This is a genomic window from Hymenobacter latericoloratus (assembly GCF_014199535.1).
Taxonomy (GTDB): domain Bacteria; phylum Bacteroidota; class Bacteroidia; order Cytophagales; family Hymenobacteraceae; genus Hymenobacter; species Hymenobacter latericoloratus.
In genome coordinates this window covers 237,400-255,422 of sequence record NZ_JACHNV010000001.1, presented here as the reverse complement: position 1 = coordinate 255,422, position 18,023 = coordinate 237,400, and the positions used below count along the sequence as shown (strand labels likewise).

Here is an 18,023-nt window from a genome sequence, read left to right as displayed (position 1 = left end):
CGCCCCGCCAGAGGCTTAGTCTCCTTCCTTCGGAATATCCTTGAGGTCCTGCAGGGTACCCGCGCTGTTAAAGCGCATCGTCATGTCTTTCGGGTTGTGCTGGCCGGCGGCTACTACGGCAGATCCGTTCAGCTTGTAGTCGGTTTTTTTGGCTTTGAACAGGGTTTTGAAGGCTACCTTGGGTAGGCCTTTGGGCTCGAACCGGACGCGGATGGGCATCAGCTCCGTGCCTTTCTTGCGAAAGGACACGTCCTTTTCCTCTACGCCCTGCACCTGCATATCGTCGCTGATGCTGAAGTTGTATGAAACGCGCCGTACTGTCACGGGGAAAGGGTTGTAGTTGGTCACCCGCAGGCTCACCACGGCTTCTCCGTTTTTCAGGCCCAGGTCCTTGATGCCCACGTCGGCCACTTCAATTTTAGGCAGCTTCGGGATATACACGCGCTTGGTCAGCTCCACCGGAATTTTCTGCGCCCCGGCCACGGGTAGGCGCGTGTAGAGCGTCAGGGCCATCTGCACATCCACGCAGTCCTGCTGGCTGTTTTTCAGGGTTTTCTTTGCGTCGCTCAGGTCCACTGCCATCGGAATCTGCAGGTGGTTTACATCGTTGCCTTTTAGCACCAGCGGCTTGTCTTTGCTACCCTCGGCCAGCAGCTTGCCATCTACCCGGGTCTGGTAGCTTAGGCTGTCCACTTTCAGGGTCACGGGCATGTGGTTGCGCAGATCGGTTTTCATCTGGGCCTGCAGGCGGGAGGCCGTAATGTTGTTTACGGCCAGGGAAGTATTTTCCAGTGTTGGCAACAGTTCTTTGCCCTTATCGGTTGAAAAGTAGGTCCAGCCGCCACCTATCAGGAAGAGCAGCAGAAAAGCCAGCGCAACGGTCTGGCCGGGGTGACGGCGAAAAAAAGAAGCAGCCATAGGAAACATGCTGCTTCGGAGCCAGCCCTGAGCGCTGCCATACAATACATATGGTTGAGGTTCAGCAACTTACAAAGCAGACCTGCTTGCTTACTCGCTCTGCGTCAGATGGTTATAGCCGAGCTACTCCCTTTTCCGCTGGCTGCGGTCTTTTTCCGTAATTTTGAACAAGTTGAATTCCACCCCCAACGCCAAGCATCTGTTTCTTATGCACGCTCCCACCCAGCCTACCTCCGATACCCTGACTCATCCTACCCGCAGCCACGAGCTGATGGCCCTGGAAGACCAGTACGGTGCCCACAACTACCACCCGCTGCCCGTGGTGCTTAGCCGAGGCGAGGGGGTGCACCTCTGGGATGTGGAAGGTAAGCACTACTACGATTTTCTTTCGGCTTACTCGGCCGTTAACCAGGGCCACTGCCACCCGCGCATTATTGGAGCCCTGACGGAGCAGGCCCAGAAGCTGACCCTCACGAGCCGGGCTTTCTTCAACGACCAGCTGGGCCTGGCCGAAAAGCAGCTCTGTGAGTTGTTCAACTACGACAAAGCTCTGCTGATGAACTCCGGGGCCGAAGCCGTGGAAACCGCCCTCAAGCTGGCCCGCAAGTGGGGCTACCAGGAGAAAGGTATTGCCCCGAATCAGGCCCGCATTGTGGTGGCTGAGCACAACTTCCACGGCCGTACCACCGGCATCATCTCCTTCAGCACCGACCCCGACTCGACGGGCGGCTTCGGGCCTTACGTGCCGGGCTACCAGGTAGTGCCCTACGACGACCTAGCGGCGCTGGAAGAGGCCGTGAAAGATCCGCACGTCTGCGGGTTTCTGGTAGAGCCCATTCAGGGCGAGGCCGGCGTGATGGTGCCTTCGGAAGGCTACCTGGCGAAGGCGGCGGCCATCTGCAAGGCTCACAATGTGCTGTTCATTGCCGATGAAATCCAGACGGGCCTGGGCCGCACCGGCGAGCTGCTGGCTGTGTGCTACGAGGCAGTGCACGCCGACATTCTGATTTTGGGTAAGGCCCTGAGCGGCGGGGTAATGCCCGTGTCGGCGGTGCTGGCCCGCAACGAGATTATGCTTACTATTCAGCCGGGGCAGCACGGCTCCACCTTCGGGGGCAACCCGCTGGCCTCGGTGGTGCTGCGGGCCGCCCTGGACGTGCTGCTGGACGAGAAGCTGACCGATAATGCCCGTATTCTGGGCGAGGTATTCCGGGAGCGGATGCGCCGGGTGCAACAGCAGCGCCCCGAGGTAGTGGAGCTGGTGCGCGGCAAGGGCCTGCTCAACGCCGTGGTCATCAAGCCCCGCCCCGATGGCCGCACGGCCTGGGATGTGTGCGTAAGCCTGATGGAGCGCGGCGTGCTGGCCAAGCCCACCCACGGCGACATCATCCGGTTCGCGCCGCCGCTGGTCATCACCGAGGAGCAGATTCACGAAGTCTGCGACATTATTGAACAGGTAATCCGGGAATTTTAGGCCGACTTTTCCTGCTTTTGCCATCAGCGGGCGGTTCGGTAAGGGCCGCCCGCTGGTCGTTCAGACGACTACGCTTGCCCAGCTGCGGAACCTCCCACCGACGAAACCGGTAAGCTGGCAGCGCAGGGGTAGAGGTTGGTCGAGCGGACGTTTAAGGGCACGCTGGGGGTAGTAGTTTTGACCCATTACTACTTCTAAATCTAGTTGTTATGCGTGCTCTTCGTTTGCTTCTGATCTGTGGTGTCGTATCCGCAATGGCTAGCTGCCAAACCAGCCGCTCGGCTTTCCAGCCCCAGAACGCAGGGCCGGTAATGTCGTTTGCCGCCGATACGGCCACCACGGTGCTGCTCCTCCACGACTCGCAGGGCCCGCAGGCGACCCGCGTGCAGATGACGGCCGCCGAAGCTGCCGCGTTCCGCCAGCGCTAGTCTTTACTCCGCTTTTTCGCTCCCTGATTTTCACACACCGCGCCGCCGCAGCCGCTCCTTCCCGGAAGCAGCTGCGGCGGTGGTATTGTAGCGGTTTCCTACCTGCACCGAGCATTGCGTGCCCGCGCTGCCTTCGGTTTAGCGTACTTTGGGGCATGCAACTATTCCGATGGAGCCGCACCTGGGCGGTGAGTGGGCTGCTGCTTTGTGGCTGCCGAAGCGAAAAAATAGCCTTTCAATTCATGCCGGCGCAGTCGTCGGCTCCGGTTGTAGTGGCTGCTTCACCTACCCAACCGGCTCCTACCCCTGCACTTGCTCCTGAGCACGTGCCCCAGCCTACCTCTTCTGTAAGGGTAAACCCAGCTCTGGGTAAGAAGCCGCAACGAGTTATTTCCGGCCAGCAACCCCGACGGGTTGCTTCCACTCGCCGAGGCCCGTTGCAAGCTCATCGGCAACAAGAGGCCACGGCGCGGCGCACGCCCCGGCAGGTCTTCAAGCGGGATACGTTTCACCTGGTGCTGGGCGGGTTGCTAGTGGCGGCGGGGGTAGCAACCGGATTGCTACTGGGTGGCTGGCTGGGGCTGGGAGTGGGGGCAGCCATCGTGGTTCTGGGCTATTACTTTCTGGTGCTGGGCATGGGTGGGCGGCACGCCTGGCTCGAGATATTTCAGGAGTTTTTTAATATGTAATGCACTCCGTAGCACCCGCTCACACTGGCAAACAGCGCATTCTACAGTTCGACTTTACTGCTATGGAAGGCAGTATTTTACTATTACCTTCCGTGTCAGCATCAAACAAAGACTTGGCTCGTGCCGAAACCCAAAGGCCCCGCATTGCTCAGTGGCAGTGCGGGGCCTTTGGGTTATTTTCTGATGACCAGTGGACTTAGGAATTAGAGCCGCCGGCCTGGGAAGTGCTGTCGTTGGGCTGGTTGTTGCGGAACTCCTTGTCGGAGCTGTCGGCGCCGCGCTCGTCGGAGGGAGCGGCGTGGGAGCCCTGGGGGCTGTGGGTTTCCGGGTCGAACTTGCCTTTTTTGGCGCCGCCACTGTGGCCTTCCCGGCTGGGCACATTTTCGCCGCGGGTGTTATCGGCGCCACCGGCCACGGGGCCTTCGTGCGGGCCCGAGGGCTGGCCGCTTACGCCGGGGGCGTGCTTGCCGGTTTCGGCGCTATTGGGCGAGGATTCAGTTTTCTTATTGTCCATGGTGGTTGGGGTAAGGTAGGTGGAGGCTTAGCCGAAACGGTGGGTGCCGGTAAGTTACCCTAGTCTACGACTGGCACCCTAAATAGGATAAGGCTCAGCTTGATAAGTCGAAGCCAAGAAGTGGTATTGTCGGACCTAACCAGCCGCGGGCAAGGCTGCCGGGCGGCCCGCACCCAGCCAGAATATACTCCCGGCCGCAACCTTACCTTTGCGGCCGTTGTTCTACCCCGTCTTACCAACTGAAAGCAGCCCATGCCACTTCTGCCCACGCACCGCCCGCGCCGCAACCGTAAATCCCAGGTTATCCGCGACATGGTGCAGGAAACCCGCCTGACTACCCACGATTTTATCTACCCGCTTTTCATTACCGAAGGCCAGAACCAACAGATTGAGATTAAGTCGATGCCGGGTATTCACCGGTTTTCGGCCGACCGGGTGATGGATGAAATCGGGCGCTGCGTGGAGCTGGGCATCAAGAGCTTCGCGCCGTTTCCGCAGGTGAATGAGGTGCTGAAAGACCGGCTGGCGCGCGAGTCGGCGAACATGGAAGGCCTCTACCTCAAGACGGTGGCCGACATCAAGCGGCAGTTTCCGGAGGTGGTATTGATGACCGACGTAGCCATGGACCCCTACTCCTCCGACGGGCACGACGGCATTGTGGACCCTGATTCGGGCGAGATTCTCAACGATGCTTCCCTGGAAGTGCTGGGCCAGATGGCCCTGGCCCAGGCCCGGGCCGGCGCCGACATCATCGGCCCCTCGGATATGATGGATGGCCGCGTGGCCTGGATTCGGGAGGTGCTGGACCGCAACGGCTTTGCGGGCGTGAGCATCATGAGCTACACGGCCAAGTACGCTTCGGCCTTCTACGGCCCCTTCCGCGACGCCCTGGACTCGGCCCCCAAGAAAGGCGACAAGAAAACCTACCAGATGAACCCGGCCAACCGCCGCGAAGCCCTGATTGAACTGGCTCTCGATGAGCAGGAAGGCGCCGACATGGTGATGATTAAGCCCGCCCTGAGCTACCTCGACGTGATTCGGGAAGTGCGCAACAACACCCAGCTGCCCGTAACAGCCTACAACGTATCGGGTGAGTACGCCATGGTGAAGGCCGCCGCTCAGCAGGGCTGGCTCGATGGCGAGAAAACCATGATGGAAGTGCTAACCAGCATCAAGCGGGCCGGCGCCGACGCCATCCTGACCTACTTCGCCAAGGAAGCTGCCGAAGTCCTGCGCCGGGGCTAATTGCCGGGTCAGAGCAGAAAAGCGGAATGGGCCTCGGCTCATTCCGCTTTTTTTGTGGAATTTCTCGCCTCAACGCATCTGCCTTTTATGTCTCCTGTGCTACGCCCCGCTACCCTTGCCGATATTCCTGCCATTCTTGCCCTCATCCGGCGGGTAGTGCCCCTGATGCAGGCCAGCGGCAACCAGCAGTGGAGCGCCGACTACCCCAACGCGGAAGTCTTTGAGCAGGACGTTGCCAAAGGTCACCTTTGGGTGGCCGAGCTGAATGGCGCGGTAGCCGCCGTGGCGGCCCTCACCCACAACGACCAGGACGCCGAGTACGCCCAGGCCGACTGGGATTTCGCGGAGCCCGCGCTGGTTACCCACCGCCTGGCCGTGGACCCGGCTGCCCAGGGCCACGGGCTAGCCGCGGCCCTACTGGCACAGGCCGAACTGCTGGCGCGGCAGCAGGGCCTGCGGGTGCTGCGCGTAGATACCAACTCCGAAAACCAGGCTACCCAGCGGCTATTCCCGAAACTGGGCTACCGCTACGCCGGCGAAATTACGCTGGCGTTCCGGCCGGGGCTACGGTTTTTCTGCTACGAGAAATGGCTGGGGTAATTTTACTTCTCAAACGGCCAGCGCTTTAGCCGGCGGCTCCAGAGTAGAAACACGCCTACCCCTACCGCCATCATTAGCAAAGCCCCTACCTGGAAGGGCAGGAACAGCGTGACGGTTTCGGAGAAGCTGAGCCTGACCCCATCCTGAATGCTGAAGAACACCCAGAGCCACACGGCCACGGCTACTACCACGGGCAGGGGGTAGAGCGGCATCCGGAACGGCAGCCCCTGGGTGCCGCGGCGGCGGCGCAGCAGCACCAGCCCCACGGCCTGCCCCACGAACTGCACCAGAATGCGCATGGCCAGAATGGCGCTGATGACTTCGCCCAGCTTAAACAGCAAGCTGAACACAAACCCTACCCCCCCCAGCAGCAGCAACGATACGTGCGGGAAGTGCTTGGTGGGGTGGGTGCGGGCAAACACGGGCAGAAACTCGCCGTCGGCGGCGGCGGCGTACGGGATGCGCGAGTAGCCCAGCAGCACGGCAAACAGGGAAGCAAAGGCCACCCACAGCACCAGCGCCGTGGCTGCCTTAGCCGCTGCCGCCCCGTAAATCCGCTCCACGAAGGTGCTGACGATGAACTCGGAGTGGCTGGCTTCGGCCCAGGGGATGACGGAGCCCACGCTCCAGTTCAGCAGCAGATACAGAGCCATGATGCCCAGAATGCTCAGGAAAATGCTGCGCGGAATGATTTTGTGGGGCGCCTGCACCTCGCCGCCCAGGTGGCACACGTTGTAATAGCCCAGGTAGCTATAAATGGTCTTGACGGTGGCTTGCCCCATAGCGGCCGACAGCAGCACGCCGGGCAAGGCCCCTACCCCCCCGGCCGGCAGCCAGGCCACGGGGTGCGTGGCGTGGGTCACACCGCCCACAATCAGCCAACCCATCAGGCCCAGTACGCCTAGCCACAGCAGCACGCCCAGCCGCCCAATGTCCTCGATTTTGCGGTAGAGCAGGGCCAGCAGCAGCAACACCACCGCGCCCGATACCAGCTTGGGCTGCCACCACTCCGTAAGGGGCACGAGGTAACCGAAATACTGCGCGAAACCAATGGCCCCGGAAGCCACCACCAGCGGGGCCTGCACCAGCGTTTGCCACACGTACAGAAACGACATCAGCCGGCCCCACTTCTGCTCCCCGTAGGCCAGCTTCAGGAAGCGGTACGAGCCGCCGGCCTCGGGGTAGGCGGCGCCCAGCTCGCTCCAGATCAGGCCATCGACTAGGCTCAGGGCCGCCCCTACCACCCAGGCCAGCAGAAAGTTCGGCCCCATAAACCCCATCACCAGCGGCAGCGTCACGAAGGGTCCGATGCCCACCATGTCAATCATGTTGAGGGCCGTGGCTTGCACCAGGCCCAGGCGGCGCTTGAGGGGAGCGGTAGGGGTAGCAGTCATAGAGGCGTAAAAGCCCATTCAGGGCAGATTGTTCAGCCGGCCATTCCAACCCGGATATACCCCGGTGCGTACCACCAGGGTTTAACCGTTGAACTGTATGGCCGGAAGTTCTTCTAAAATTGCCATCTACGGCGCTATCGGGGCCAACGTCGCCATTGCCATCAGCAAGTTTGTGGCAGCTTTCTTCACGGGTAGCTCGGCCATGCTCTCGGAGGGCATTCACTCCCTGGTGGACAGCGGCAACGGGCTGCTGATTTTGTTTGGCGTGCACCAGGCCGAAAAGCCCGCCGATGCCCGCTACCCCTTCGGGCGCAGCAAAGAGCTGTATTTCTGGTCGCTGATTGTGGCCATCCTGGTGTTTTCGGTGGGCGGCGGCATGTCGTTCTACGAGGGGGTAGAGCACCTGCGAAACCCAGCCCCCATCACCGACGCTACCTGGAACTACTGGGTGCTGGGCCTGTCAATGCTGTTCGAGGGCACTTCCTTTTTTCTGGCTTTCCGGGAGTTCAACAAAACCCGCGGCGAGGCGGGCTTCTGGGCTACCCTCCGCCGCAGCAAAGACCCTTCGGTTTTCGCCATTATGATGGAAGACCTGGCCGCCCTGGTGGGCCTCGTCATTGCCCTGGCCGGGGTGTACTTCGGGCACATGCTCAACAACCCGTACTTCGATGGCGGGGCGTCCATCTTAATCGGCTTGCTGCTGGTATCGGTGGCCATCTTCCTGATTTACAAAACCAAAGGCCTGCTGGTGGGCGAGGGGGTAGAGCCCGAAACCCTTGATGCCCTGGAAGCCCTGGCCCGGCAGCAGCGCGGGGTGGAGCGGGTGCGCCGCCCCCTCACCATGTACATGGGCCCCCACGATGTGGTGCTGGCCCTGGACGTGGAGTTTCATGACCACTTATCGGCCGGCGAGGTGGAGAAAGCCGTAGATGAGCTGCAGGACGCCATTCGGGCTCAGTATCCGGAGTTTAAGCGCATCTTTATTGAGGCCAAAGGTCTTGCGGGTAAGCAGCGCCAACCCGCCGAGCTCAACACTACCTCGCCCCAGATTTAAGTGGCAGCTGCCGCGCCAGCCCCGGCATTTCCCTTCTTCTCCCTACGCTATGACGAAAAATTTCTTCGCTACTTCTCCGTTTCAATCGTTCTGGATGGCTGGCTTTGAGTGCACCGATCAGCAGAACGCCTTCGGTAACCGGGTGGATTTTCTGACCCTCACGGGCCACCTCCAACTGCTCGACGACGATTACCAGGCGGTGCAATCCTTCAATATGAGCACCGTGCGCGAGGGCATCCGGTGGAGCCAGGTGGAGCGCACGCCCTACCACTACGACTGGAGCACCGTGCAGGTGCTGCTGGAGGCCGGACAGCGCCACAACATGCAGCAAATCTGGGATTTGTGCCACTTCGGCTACCCCGACGACCTGACGCCCCTGCACCCCATGTTTGCGCGCCGTTTCGCCCACCTCTGCCGGGCTTTCGTGGAGTTTTACCGCAGTCAGCGCCCCAATGACGTGCTCATCGTGACACCCATTAACGAAGTCAGCTTCATGAGCTGGCTGGGCGGCGATGTGCGCGGCACCTCGCCCTACTGCGTGGGCCAGGGCTGGGAAGTGAAGCGCGGCCTGATGCGGGCCTATATTGAAGGGGTAGCCGCCCTGCGCGAGGCCGACCCCGGCATCCGCATCCTGACCACCGAGCCGCTGGTTAATATTGTGCCGCGCCCCGGGGCCAGCGCCGGCGAAGTGCGCCGGGCCCGCGAGTTTCATAACAACCAGTTTCAGAGCGTGGATATGCTGGCCGGCCGCCTATGCCCGGAGCTGGGCGGCCGCCCGGAGTACCTGGATTTGCTGGGCTTCAACTTTTACTACGATAACCAGTGGCAACTGGACCCGCACCATACCCTGCCCTGGGCCAACGAGCACCACGACCCGCGCTTCCGCCCCCTGAGCCAGCTGCTGAAGCAGGCCTACCGCCGCTACGGCCGCCCCGTGGTGCTCACCGAAACCAGCCACCCCGGCCACGACCGGCCCCAGTGGCTCCGCATGATAGCGCACGAAGCGCAACGGGCCCTGAAAGCCGGCGTGCCCCTGCTGGGCGTGTGCCTCTACCCTATTATCGACCGGCCCGACTGGGACCACCTCACGCCCTGGCACCGCGCCGGCCTCTGGGATGCCGACCTGACCCAGCCCGCCCCTGGCCTGACGCGCGTGTTGCACGAGCCTTCGGCCGAATCCCTGCTCCAGGCCCAGCGCCTCGTAGCCCAAGCCCTGCCCCAGCCGGCCGAGCTGCTTTCTGTTTCCTGATGCCTATGCCCCCTACCCCCTCCCCGGCCGCAAACCTGCTCCAGCAGTTCCGCCAGGCCTTCGCCGACGTAACCCTCTCCCCAGCGGAAGCCCATCAGCTGCGCGACCAGCTAACGGCCTTTGCCGCGCGGGGCGGCGATGTTACCGAGCTGCGCCACCAGGTATTTAGTCTGGCCAAGGAGCGGTTCAACACGTTCAAGGATAAAGCCGTGGTGGAGTGGCTGGAAGCGGCCAGTATTCTGCTGCCGGAGGCTGGAGCGCAGGCCCTTGCCCCACCGGCAGCGGCGGCCCAGGTGTATTTCAGCCCCGGCGAGGAATGCGTGGCGGCCATTCGGAGCTTTATCAAGAGCGCCCGCCATACGCTGGATGTGTGCGTGTTTACCGTAGCCGACGACCGGCTCTCGGCGGCCCTGCTGGTGGCCCACCAGCAGGGGGTGCGCCTGCGCCTGCTCACCGACAACGACAAGGTACTGGACCGGGGCTCCGATGTGCGGGAGCTGCACTTTGCCGGCGTTCCGGTGCGCACTGACTGCACCACCAACCACATGCACCACAAGTTTGCCATTGCCGATGGGCAGCAGGTACTGACGGGCAGCTACAACTGGACCCGCTCGGCCGCCCAGTACAACCTGGAAAACCTGCTTATCACGCCCGACCCGGCCATAGTGGGGCGTTACGCCGCCGAGTTTGAGCGGCTTTGGGAAGCTTTATCGGAGTTTAAGGGGTAGCCTCCGGCTACTTTTTGCCTAAGCCAATACGCAATCCGGCCCGCCGCCTACCTCCTGCAACGGGGTAAGCAGCGGGCCGGATCAACTTTCGGAATACCAGAAGCCGCCAGGGCTGCCGGTTACTTAGCCGCCTGGGCCGGGGAAGCTTCGGCTGAAGAGCGCCGGATCATGAGGGGCAGCTTGGTGGTCACAATACCTACGGTCAGGTTCAGGTTGTAGTCGCCGGCGGGCAGGTCAGTGAAGTCGAGGGACTGGTGGTGGGCGCCGGCTGCCTGCTTGCGGTAGTCGGATACGCGCACGGCAATACCGCGCTGGTTGTAGAGCACCCAGCCCAGGGGCTTCTCTTCGCGCAGCTGATACGACATCTGCACCACCCCGTTGGAGGGGTTCGGATACACGCTCATCTGGTTGTCGCCCACGCCGGGCAGGCTCAGGGCCGCGGCCACGGGCGGGGCCTCGGCGGGTGCTACGGCCGTCAGTTTCCACTGCTGGCTTTCCTTGCCCGAGTAGCGCCGCTGCTCCACGCTGCCGCCCTCGGCAGCGTCCGTCGAGTCTTTTACGGAAAGGGCCTTGCGGCTGTGCTTGGCAATCAGCTTGTAGTAGCCGTCGCCGACTTCCTCAATCCGCCAGATTTGGTTGTTGCCGCTGTAGTAGGTCCAGAGGCTCATGGGGGCGCCGTTGGAGGTAGAGCTGCCCAGCACCTCCAGCACCTTGCTGCTGCCCTGCACTGAAATGCGGTAGAACCCTTCGCCGGCGGGCTCGATTTTCCACTGCGGAGCCTTGGCCTTCGCCGCGGGCGTCAGTATCCGGCTGGCGTAGCGGCCTTCATCGGGCACTTCCAGGGCAGCGCCGGTTGCGCGTACATTCAGGGTGTACACGCCGGGGGCGAGCGGAGCGGGTGGGGTAGCCGCCGCGGCCTTGGCTTTGGCCGCGGCGGCTTTGGCGGCGGCTTTCTCGTCGGTTTTGGGCTTGGCGGCGGCAACGGGGGCCGGAGCGGGTTTGGCGGCTTTGACGGGGGCCGTTTTGGCTACTGCTTTGGGAGCGGCCGGTTTGGCGGCGGCCGGCGTGGCGGCCGCCGCTTTCGGCGCGGCGGGCTTGGGAGCCACGGCCTTAGCTACGGGTGCGGGCCGCGACCCGGCCGGATCAGGGGTAGTGGGCGAGCCCAGGGGGTAGAGGTTGCCCATGGGAATAACCTGCGCCGCCTGCCCCGGGGGCACCCACTGCAGCTGAATTCCGGCTTCGCCGCCGCCATCGTTGTACTCCAGCCGAATGGTGGTTTTCTCGCCGGCGGCCAGGCTTACGTTTGGGTCGAGGGTGTTGTTTTTCTTGCCGTCCCAGGTGTCCAGCACCTTCTTGCCGTTCACCCACAGCCGTACCTCGTCGGAGGTAGAGGCCACAAAGCGGTAGCGGCCCGTGGCAGGGGCCGCCAGCAGCCCTTCCCAACGCACCGAAAAGTTATCGGCCGGCAGGCCGGCGGCCGGTGCGCCGGCACCCCACTGGAAATCAATTACCTGATCGAGCCGCTGCAGGGCCGGGGCGCCGGCCAGGCTGCCGTTGGTGAAGTAAAAGGCCGTCAGGCCGGTGCCCAGGCCCTGCACCGGCCGGGCGGCTTCGCTCCGGACCGGCGGAACAGGCCGGCGCGCCGCGCTGGCGGGCGCCCCGCTGGCGAGGCCCAGCAAAGCAACGGAACAAACGAGTAGATATCGCACAAATAAGAGGCTTTGAATGAACAAATCAGGGGAAAGCAGCACGGCCGAAGAACGACATCAGCAAAACCAGGCTTTTTAGACGTTTCCGGGTTTGTCCTATTTCAACAAGATATGTCTTTTCCGACGATATCCCCCCATCTCATTGCCAGTCTGTACTTTTCGTTTCCGAACAGTCCCGCAAATATCGGTCTTTGCGGCGTAGGTACCGCGAAGTAACTGTGTATTTTTGAGTTTTTACTTTTGCCCCATGACCAACGCCACCGCTTACTTATCGACGCCGCTGGGCCTGCTGGAATTGCAAGGTTCCGATATGGGAGTGAGTGCCGCGCAGTTCGTAAAACCAGCTGTTGAGGCCCCGCGCCCGGCCCTGGAAACCCCGGCGGCCCAGGTTCCGGACTGCCTGCGGGATGCGTACCGGCAGCTGCGGGCCTACTTCGGGCGGGAGCTGCGGGAGTTTGAGCTGGCGGTGGCGGTAGCGGCCGGCACGGAGTTTCAGCGGCGCGTGTGGGCCACGCTGCCCGGAGTAGGGTACGGGCGCACGGCTTCCTACCTCGACCTGGCCCGGCAACTGGGCAACCCGGCGGCCGTGCGGGCGGTAGGAGCAGCCAATGGGCAAAATCCACTCACCATTATCTGGCCCTGCCACCGTATTATCGGCGCCAGCGGGCAGCTAACGGGCTACGCCGGGGGCCTGGACCGCAAGCGGTGGCTGCTGGAGTTTGAGCGGCCAACGGTTCAGACTAGCCTGTTCGGGTAGGGGGCTTACGGTCTGACGGCCGGCGAACCAGCCTCCACAAACTGCAGCAGCTCCCGGTATATTACGTTGCGTGCCCAGTACAGCTGCAGCACCATGGGGATGTGCTTTTTGCCCGGCAGCACCTGATAAAACGGCTTGTGGCCCAGCTCAATAAGCTTTTGCCGAAACCGGGCGCTGCTGCTGCTGATGGACGGATACGTTTCGCCGCCCACAAACAGCAGGTAGGGCGGTGTGGTGGTGGTAATGTGGTACAGGGCCGATACCTCACGCCAGCCCGCCGGCTGGCGCCCGAAGGATGTGAGATACTGGGCGTCGCCGGTGTACTGCTTTTTTTGCAGATAGTCGTACATGTCCAGCCCGGCGGGGTCATTCAGAATGGCACCCCGGATGGGGTTCGGCACCAGACCCCGGCGCTGAAACAGGCGGTTATCGGCGGTGAGCAGGGCGGCCAGCCCCGCCCCGGCCGAGTGGCCCATCACGAAAATACGGTCCGGGTCGCCGCCGTACTCCCGGATGTGGGTGGCCGTCCAGATAACAGCCCGGGCGCAGTCGTCGGCCATTTGGGGCACCTGTACCTGCGGGGCCAGCCGGTAGTTTATCACCACTGCCACCACACCCTGCTTGGCTAGGCGCCGCCCGATGAAAGAGTAAAGGTTTTTGCTGCCGCTGTTCCAGTTGCCGCCATGGATGAATACGACCACGGGGTACGGCCGGGAGCCGGCGGCTTTGGGTGCGTACACATCCAGGCGGTGCCGCTCTGGGTGGTAGGCAGAGTCGGTGGCCGGGACGTAGGCAATATCGGCGGTGCGGCGGCTGGGGCGCGCCTCGGCGTACTCGGCAGCCCCTACCAGCAGTAGGAGAAGGGCCAGAGCCGCGGGCAGAGCCCGGAAAAACAAGGTGTGCATAGGGGCAGGAATGCGGGCCGGAAAGCTACGAGCCCGGGTGGCCGCCGGATTTCGGAGGGTGGCCCGCCCCCGCCAACGCACAACCCGCACGGAGGTTGCCCGGTGTGTTTTATCTTTGATTTATTCCCGGCCTCTTTTCCGTGGGCCGTTACGGTTTAGACCTTTATGAAATCTACGTTTGTACTGGCAGCAACCGCGCTGCTTCTCTGGAGTGCCGCCCCCGCGCAGGCCCAGCGCAAAGGCAAAGCCGCCGCTTCCGCCCCCACAGAAATGACGGTGGCCGCCCGGCGCCTTCAGCCACTGTTTGGGGGGCTCACCCCGGCGCAGGCCGAGCAGCTGCTGGGGGCTCCTTATCTGACCAGCTTAGCAGGCAGCTTTGCCTCGCGCACCGAAGCCAGCCGTTTCTTCAGCACCAAAGGCTACGAGTACCTGTCGGAAAGCCAGCCCGATACGGCTGCTTACCGCTTTAATCTGGCGTGGGTGCTCGACCCCAAAAACCCGGATGCCTATCGGGGGCTGGGCATTGTGGCCAGCCGCAACCCTACCCCCGACGAGGCTATCAGCCTGCTCACCCAGGGCATGGCCCTGGCTCCTACCAACTCCTACCTGCTCAGCGACCTGGGCACCAGCTACCTCATCCGCTACGAGCAGGGCAAAAAGAAAAAAGACCTGACCACGGGCATCGAGCTGCTGGAAAAAGCCACCACTCAGGATGGTACCAACGCCGTAGCCTGGCAGCAGCTGGGACGGGGCTACTACTACCAGGAGAAATACGAGCAGGCCTGGGGCACCATTCATAAGGCCCAGAGCACCGATATGAGCGCCATCGACTTTAGCCTGGTTTCCGACCTGCTGGCCCGCCTGCCCGATCCGCAGGGCAAGTTCAAATAAACCGGGCGGGCCGCGCGTTAGGCAACGACTACCTGCCGGCGCGCGTATGCCGGGGGCTCACCCACCCTATTGCCTGCCGCGTGAACATTCGTCCCCTGTTTCCTGCCCTGCTGCTGGCCGCTGTGGCCACCACTATCCAGTCCGCCGCTGCCCAGGATGGCGGCCCCGAGCGGCGCCGCCGACACTACGACGGCAATGCCCGCCCTTACTACCGGGGCCCCGTCCGGTTTACGCTGGGCGGGGGGGTAGGGCTGTACAGCGGCGACCTGACCAGTGGATTGGGAGAGCAATTGGTAGGCCCCAGCTTTAGCGCAGGTCTGCTGTATAAGGTGCGCCCGCACTGGTTGGTGGGTGGCGAGGCCTCCTTCGTGCAGCTCGGGGCCAAAGACCAGCTGCCCGAGCGGAACTTGGCCTTCCGGACCCGGGCAGCTTCCGGCGTAGTGCTGCTGCGGTTTGAGCCCCTGCGTGACGAGGGCGCCTTCGCCGATCCGCGCCGGCCTGCGGCCCTCGTGAAACCTTACCTGAAAGCCGGGGTGGGCTTTTTGCTCTACAGCCCCAAGGCCTACAACGGCACCCTCCGCCCCGACGACAATACTGTATTTCTGCCTTCGGAGCGCAACGACTACCCCGCCCTGGCTCTGATAGCCCCCGTGGGGGTAGGCCTGACGTTCCGCCTGACGCCTAAGCTAAACGCCTCCCTGGAAGGGGCCTACTCCTTCACGACCACCGACCAGCTCGATGACATCAGCCCCGCCAGTGGCCGCTCCAGCTCCGACCTCAACGACGGGTTTGGGCAGGTGGAGCTGAAACTGGAGTACGCTCCGTGGCGCCGCTGATTTGGCAGGCAACTCCGTTCTGAAAAGCAGCCCGGCTCCGGCCGGGTTTTTTTGTGCCGGCCGGGGTAGGCAGAACCCACGAAAAAGGGCCCGCCGGTTGGCGGGCCCTTTCAGGAGGATGCTAAGACACGCACGCCCTACTCTTTCACGAAACGCTCGTGGAAGGTTTTCTGCCCGTCGCTGATAGAAAGCAGGTAGGTGCCTTTGGCCAGGCCGCTCACGTTGAGCTTGCCGTTTTCGAAGCGGGCCGCGGCTACGCGGGCCCCACGCAGGTCCGTTACCACTGCCGAAATTACCGGCGCCTTGCTGGCCAGTACCACGTTCAGCTCATCGGCGGCGGGGTTTGGGAACAGGGTTACGGCCCGCTCAATAGCCGTGCTGAGCGTGGCGGCGGGGGTAGTGCTGCCGCCCGTGAGCGAAGCCACCTCCGTGGAGGCCAGCGTGCCGCCCGTGATGTTGACGGTGTAGTCCTCGGTTTCGCCGTAGCTGTAGCTGTTGCAGCTGGTAGTGGCCGAGGCGTCGCTCATGATAACGCGCAGGCGGGTAGCGCCCGATTTAGCGGTGGCCGGCACCGTGAACGTGCCCGTCAGCGTACCCGCGCTGGCTGAGGAGCCCGACACTACCAGCTCGCCGGCATCGGTGAATACGCCGTTCTGGTTGTAGTCGATGTACACTTTCCAGTACTCGGTGTACGCCGTGGAAGCAAAGCCGGCCGAGAAGCTGATGCTTTGCGACGAGCCGGTGGCCAGCGAGGTAGAAGTGGCCGTGCCGTTGTAGTAGCCGCCATCGGCGGCCGAGGTGCGGGCAATGGTGCCCAGCTTCACGTAGTCAATCCACTCGTAGGCTACGCTGCTGCCTTTAGAAGCGCAGTAGGTTACGGTAGTGGGCGGAGGCGTGGTGCCGCCCCCACCGGAGGCAGCGCCTACCCCCACGGCGTACCAGGCATTGGTAACCGCTGTTACCTGAGCCGAGCCGGCGCCGTACAGGTCAGTAGCCGACTGAATGGTAGCGGTGCGGGCCGTGGCGTAGGTAGCCGAGGAAGTCAGGTACACGCTTTCGGCGCGGTAGGCAATTTTGGCGGCGGCCTCCATGCCGATACCAGTTACCGAGTACGCGCTGCCGATGTCGTTGGTGCCGCTCTTGCCCACCGTCAGAATATAGAACCAGTGGTTGAGCACGCCCGAGTTGGTGTGCACCCCGCCGTAGTCGTTGGCGGAGGTGGGGTTGGTGGTAGTAGCCTTCCAGTAGGTGCCTTTGTAGGTATCGGGCTGGCCCTGGGAGTTCGGGTCGCTCATGGAGCGCAGGGCAGGGCGCACTTTGTCAATGTCCTCGCCAATGAGCCAGGTTGATTTGGTCAGGCCCAGTTTGGCGGTGGTGTACTGCTCAATAGCGGCGCCCCAGATGTCGGAGAAGCCTTCATTGAGCGCCCCCGATTCGTTCTGATACGTCAGGTTAGCCGTTTTCTCGCACACGGCGTGGCCTACTTCGTGGGCGCACACGTCGAGGGCCGTCAGGGGGCGGAAGCGGGTGGCGCCGTCGCCGTAAGTCATGACCGAGCCGTTCCAGTACGCGTTTTCGAAGCCTACGCCGTCGCCGGGCGTATCGTCGAAGTGCACGTAGCTTTTGATTTTGGCTCCCGCGTTATCGAAGGAGTTACGGTTGTGCACCAGCTTCCAGTAGTCGTAGGTGGCCTGGGCCCCGAAGTGGGCGTCGCCGGCTACATTGTCGAAATTGGCGTTATTGTACTCAGTCCAGCTATTATCGGCGTCGGTGAAATCAACGGCGGCGGTGTAGCTGCTGCCCTTCCTGGCATTATAGGTTTCAATGCCCAGGCCGCGGGTGTACTCGCGCAGGCGGTACTGGCCCGTGGTCGTCGACTCGTTGGCCAGGGTGCGGGTGCCGCTGTAGGCCGTAGCAAAGGTAGCGGTAGCGGCCGCGTGCTTAATGATGGCATCCTGCAGTACCACTTCCCCGGAGGCGGCATCAACGTAGATGTAGGCGCGGCTCAGGGGCTGTTGTGCGTACACATTGAACTTCCAGGCCAGGGTAGGCTTACCCGCTTTCAGGGGGTTGCTGGAGCGCAGGTTGCGCACAATCACCAACTCGCCCTGGGGCTTGTAGGTAGCGGCCGGGTTGTTCTCCGTGGCCTTCAGGCCGGCTTCTTCGCGGGCGTCTTCCCACATGTACTTTTTGGCCCCCACAAAGGCCAGGGCCCGCTGCAAGGCAGCACTGGCATCAAGCGAGGGAGTGATGTTGAGGGCTCGCAGCCGCTCAAACTGGCCACTGATGCTGGTGACGCTGCCCTGGCGGGCGTGCACCGTATAGGAAGCGTGCTCCACCTTAATGCCTTTGTAGTACTGCTGGTACTTCTCGTGCACGAAGCTCAGGTCATCGGTGCTGGTTTTGGCAGGCAGCAGCTGGTCGTCGGCGGATAGTTGCAGCTGCTCGCGGAGCACCTTGCCGGCCTCACTTAGCTTGTAGGCCATACCCGCCCGAAACTGCACCAGGTAGGGCGTGCCGTTGTCGTTTAGTGCCCGGCTCTGCACCCGGGAATAGTCCTGAGCCAGAGCGGTGGACGAAAGCCCACCCAGCAGCAGGAAAGTTGCCGCAGCGTATTTGTTGATCATACGGT

At 62.7% G+C, this 18,023-nt stretch carries 17 protein-coding genes; 11 read left to right on the top strand and 6 right to left on the bottom strand.

Going from position 1 to position 18,023, the window contains the following annotated elements:
- Positions 1–15 precede the first annotated feature (15 nt).
- On the bottom strand, positions 16–918 hold the full coding sequence (locus GGU46_RS01125; protein WP_183401760.1) for an LEA type 2 family protein: 903 nt from the start codon (positions 916–918) through the stop codon (positions 16–18).
- Between the two features lie 271 nt (positions 919–1,189).
- On the opposite strand from GGU46_RS01125, the gene rocD reads away from it, so the two are divergent.
- The 3 genes from rocD (at position 1,190) to GGU46_RS01110 (ending at position 3,509) form a co-directional block, all read left to right on the top strand.
- Complete coding sequence (rocD, locus tag GGU46_RS01120; protein WP_246398784.1) at positions 1,190–2,392, top strand: ornithine--oxo-acid transaminase; 1,203 nt, start codon at positions 1,190–1,192, stop codon at positions 2,390–2,392.
- 254 nt (positions 2,393–2,646) lie between these two features.
- On the top strand, positions 2,647–2,820 hold the full coding sequence (locus GGU46_RS01115; protein ID WP_183401759.1) for a hypothetical protein: 174 nt from the start codon (positions 2,647–2,649) through the stop codon (positions 2,818–2,820).
- Positions 2,821–3,257: 437 nt separating this feature from the next.
- A complete protein-coding gene (locus GGU46_RS01110) occupies positions 3,258–3,509 on the top strand; it encodes a hypothetical protein (protein ID WP_183401758.1) in 252 nt (83 codons plus the stop codon).
- 196 nt (positions 3,510–3,705) lie between these two features.
- Here the strand turns inward: GGU46_RS01110 and GGU46_RS01105 are convergent, their stop codons facing one another.
- Positions 3,706–4,023 (bottom strand): hypothetical protein, encoded by a 318-nt coding sequence (locus tag GGU46_RS01105; RefSeq protein ID WP_238387975.1) that lies wholly within the window; start codon positions 4,021–4,023, stop codon positions 3,706–3,708.
- Between the two features lie 252 nt (positions 4,024–4,275).
- Between GGU46_RS01105 and hemB the strand changes: the two genes are divergently transcribed.
- Entirely contained in the window at positions 4,276–5,268 is a 993-nt protein-coding gene (gene hemB, locus GGU46_RS01100; protein ID WP_183401757.1) for a porphobilinogen synthase, read from the top strand.
- A gap of 87 nt (positions 5,269–5,355) precedes the next feature.
- The gene (locus GGU46_RS01095; protein WP_183401756.1) at positions 5,356–5,868 is read left to right on the top strand and encodes a GNAT family N-acetyltransferase; all 513 of its coding nucleotides are present in this window, start codon (positions 5,356–5,358) and stop codon (positions 5,866–5,868) included.
- A 2-nt stretch (positions 5,869–5,870) separates the two neighbouring features.
- Here GGU46_RS01095 and GGU46_RS01090 read toward each other — a convergent pair whose 3' ends face one another.
- A complete protein-coding gene (locus tag GGU46_RS01090; RefSeq protein ID WP_246398704.1) occupies positions 5,871–7,262 on the bottom strand; it encodes an APC family permease in 1,392 nt (463 codons plus the stop codon).
- A gap of 97 nt (positions 7,263–7,359) precedes the next feature.
- On the opposite strand from GGU46_RS01090, the gene GGU46_RS01085 reads away from it, so the two are divergent.
- The 3 genes from GGU46_RS01085 to GGU46_RS01075 are packed head-to-tail and all read left to right on the top strand — an operon-like array spanning position 7,360 to position 10,293.
- Positions 7,360–8,316 (top strand): cation diffusion facilitator family transporter, encoded by a 957-nt coding sequence (locus GGU46_RS01085; protein WP_183401754.1) that lies wholly within the window; start codon positions 7,360–7,362, stop codon positions 8,314–8,316.
- A gap of 49 nt (positions 8,317–8,365) precedes the next feature.
- Positions 8,366–9,565 carry a glycoside hydrolase family 1 protein gene (locus GGU46_RS01080; RefSeq protein WP_183401753.1) on the top strand — a complete coding sequence of 400 codons (1,200 nt, stop codon included), beginning with the start codon at positions 8,366–8,368 and terminating at the stop codon, positions 9,563–9,565.
- Positions 9,566–9,570: 5 nt separating this feature from the next.
- Positions 9,571–10,293 carry a phospholipase D-like domain-containing protein gene (locus GGU46_RS01075; protein WP_183401752.1) on the top strand — a complete coding sequence of 241 codons (723 nt, stop codon included), beginning with the start codon at positions 9,571–9,573 and terminating at the stop codon, positions 10,291–10,293.
- 119 nt (positions 10,294–10,412) lie between these two features.
- On the opposite strand, the gene GGU46_RS01070 is transcribed toward GGU46_RS01075, so the two are convergent.
- Entirely contained in the window at positions 10,413–11,972 is a 1,560-nt protein-coding gene (locus tag GGU46_RS01070; RefSeq protein ID WP_183401751.1) for a PA14 domain-containing protein, read from the bottom strand.
- Positions 11,973–12,249: 277 nt separating this feature from the next.
- Between GGU46_RS01070 and GGU46_RS01065 the strand changes: the two genes are divergently transcribed.
- A complete protein-coding gene (locus GGU46_RS01065; RefSeq protein WP_183401750.1) occupies positions 12,250–12,759 on the top strand; it encodes a methylated-DNA--[protein]-cysteine S-methyltransferase in 510 nt (169 codons plus the stop codon).
- Positions 12,760–12,764: 5 nt separating this feature from the next.
- Here GGU46_RS01065 and GGU46_RS01060 read toward each other — a convergent pair whose 3' ends face one another.
- On the bottom strand, positions 12,765–13,664 hold the full coding sequence (locus GGU46_RS01060; protein WP_183401749.1) for an alpha/beta hydrolase: 900 nt from the start codon (positions 13,662–13,664) through the stop codon (positions 12,765–12,767).
- Between the two features lie 165 nt (positions 13,665–13,829).
- Between GGU46_RS01060 and GGU46_RS01055 the strand changes: the two genes are divergently transcribed.
- Complete coding sequence (locus GGU46_RS01055; protein WP_183401748.1) at positions 13,830–14,555, top strand: tetratricopeptide repeat protein; 726 nt, start codon at positions 13,830–13,832, stop codon at positions 14,553–14,555.
- Positions 14,556–14,635: 80 nt separating this feature from the next.
- Complete coding sequence (locus GGU46_RS01050; protein WP_183401747.1) at positions 14,636–15,391, top strand: hypothetical protein; 756 nt, start codon at positions 14,636–14,638, stop codon at positions 15,389–15,391.
- Between the two features lie 137 nt (positions 15,392–15,528).
- On the opposite strand, the gene GGU46_RS01045 is transcribed toward GGU46_RS01050, so the two are convergent.
- The gene (locus GGU46_RS01045) at positions 15,529–18,018 is read right to left on the bottom strand and encodes a M4 family metallopeptidase (RefSeq protein ID WP_183401746.1); all 2,490 of its coding nucleotides are present in this window, start codon (positions 18,016–18,018) and stop codon (positions 15,529–15,531) included.
- Between the last annotated feature and the right edge of the window lie 5 nt (positions 18,019–18,023).

Coding starts and splice junctions, on each gene's coding strand:
- GGU46_RS01125 (WP_183401760.1), bottom strand. CDS start 918: ATGGCTGCTTCTTTTTTTCGCCGTCACCCCGGCCAGACCGTTGCGCTG.
- rocD (WP_246398784.1), top strand. CDS start 1,190: ATGGCCCTGGAAGACCAGTACGGTGCCCACAACTACCACCCGCTGCCC.
- GGU46_RS01115 (WP_183401759.1), top strand. CDS start 2,647: ATGGCTAGCTGCCAAACCAGCCGCTCGGCTTTCCAGCCCCAGAACGCA.
- GGU46_RS01105 (WP_238387975.1), bottom strand. CDS start 4,023: ATGGACAATAAGAAAACTGAATCCTCGCCCAATAGCGCCGAAACCGGC.
- hemB (WP_183401757.1), top strand. CDS start 4,276: ATGCCACTTCTGCCCACGCACCGCCCGCGCCGCAACCGTAAATCCCAG.
- GGU46_RS01095 (WP_183401756.1), top strand. CDS start 5,356: ATGTCTCCTGTGCTACGCCCCGCTACCCTTGCCGATATTCCTGCCATT.
- GGU46_RS01090 (WP_246398704.1), bottom strand. CDS start 7,262: ATGACTGCTACCCCTACCGCTCCCCTCAAGCGCCGCCTGGGCCTGGTG.
- GGU46_RS01085 (WP_183401754.1), top strand. CDS start 7,360: ATGGCCGGAAGTTCTTCTAAAATTGCCATCTACGGCGCTATCGGGGCC.
- GGU46_RS01080 (WP_183401753.1), top strand. CDS start 8,366: ATGACGAAAAATTTCTTCGCTACTTCTCCGTTTCAATCGTTCTGGATG.
- GGU46_RS01075 (WP_183401752.1), top strand. CDS start 9,571: ATGCCCCCTACCCCCTCCCCGGCCGCAAACCTGCTCCAGCAGTTCCGC.
- GGU46_RS01065 (WP_183401750.1), top strand. CDS start 12,250: ATGACCAACGCCACCGCTTACTTATCGACGCCGCTGGGCCTGCTGGAA.
- GGU46_RS01060 (WP_183401749.1), bottom strand. CDS start 13,664: ATGCACACCTTGTTTTTCCGGGCTCTGCCCGCGGCTCTGGCCCTTCTC.
- GGU46_RS01055 (WP_183401748.1), top strand. CDS start 13,830: ATGAAATCTACGTTTGTACTGGCAGCAACCGCGCTGCTTCTCTGGAGT.
- GGU46_RS01045 (WP_183401746.1), bottom strand. CDS start 18,018: ATGATCAACAAATACGCTGCGGCAACTTTCCTGCTGCTGGGTGGGCTT.